Origin of the sequence: Methylobacterium longum (genome assembly GCF_022179385.1) — a bacterium.
Taxonomy (GTDB): domain Bacteria; phylum Pseudomonadota; class Alphaproteobacteria; order Rhizobiales; family Beijerinckiaceae; genus Methylobacterium; species Methylobacterium longum.
Genome location: NZ_BPQS01000168.1, coordinates 1 through 622, shown reverse-complemented (window position 1 = coordinate 622; position 622 = coordinate 1). Strand labels below are relative to the sequence as shown.

The window sequence follows — 622 nt, the reverse complement described above, 5'->3', positions numbered from 1 at the left end:
GGCCTGCTCCTGCCCGGGATGACCGCTCTGGTGAAGCTGACGATCCACAAGGACGCGGACGTCCTGAAGGTGCCGCTGGCCGCCCTGCGCTTCCGTCCCGAGGGCAGCGCGCCGCGCGATCCAGCCGCCTCCACCGTTTGGGTTCGGGCGGCCGACGGCAGCCTGGAAGCGGTCCGGGTCGAGACCGGCGCCACCAGCGCCGACCTCGTCGCGCTTCGGGCTGGCAGCCGGCTCGCCGAAGGCAGCGAAGTCGTGGTCGGGCAGGCTGAGGTGCCGGCGGAGCGGCGCATGTTCGGCGTGCGGCTGGGGTTCTGACATGTCACTCCTCGCCCTCGACGCTGTACACCGGACGTTCCGAGTAGGGACTGTGTCGGTGCCGGTGATCCGCGACATTACCCTTGGCATCGAGGCGGGCGAGTGCGTCGCCATCATGGGTCCGTCCGGATCAGGCAAGAGCACCCTGATGAACATGGTCGGGCTCCTCGACCGCCCGACTTCAGGGTCAATCCGCCTCGATGGCGAGGACACGGCGCGCCTGTCCGACGACGCCCGAGCCCGAATGCGCCGCGACTGGATCGGCTTCGTGTTCCAATCCTACAACCTGCTCCCCCGCAGCACCGCG

At 69.6% G+C, this 622-nt stretch carries 1 protein-coding gene and 1 pseudogene; both read left to right on the top strand.

Annotated features, from left to right (window positions below):
• Positions 1 to 315: pseudogene (locus MFF58_RS31925) on the top strand (efflux RND transporter periplasmic adaptor subunit); the annotation flags it as partial.
• A gap of 1 nt (position 316) precedes the next feature.
• Positions 317 to 622: ABC transporter ATP-binding protein (locus tag MFF58_RS31920; RefSeq protein WP_238294344.1), on the top strand; the 306-nt coding region annotated here is incomplete at its 3' end.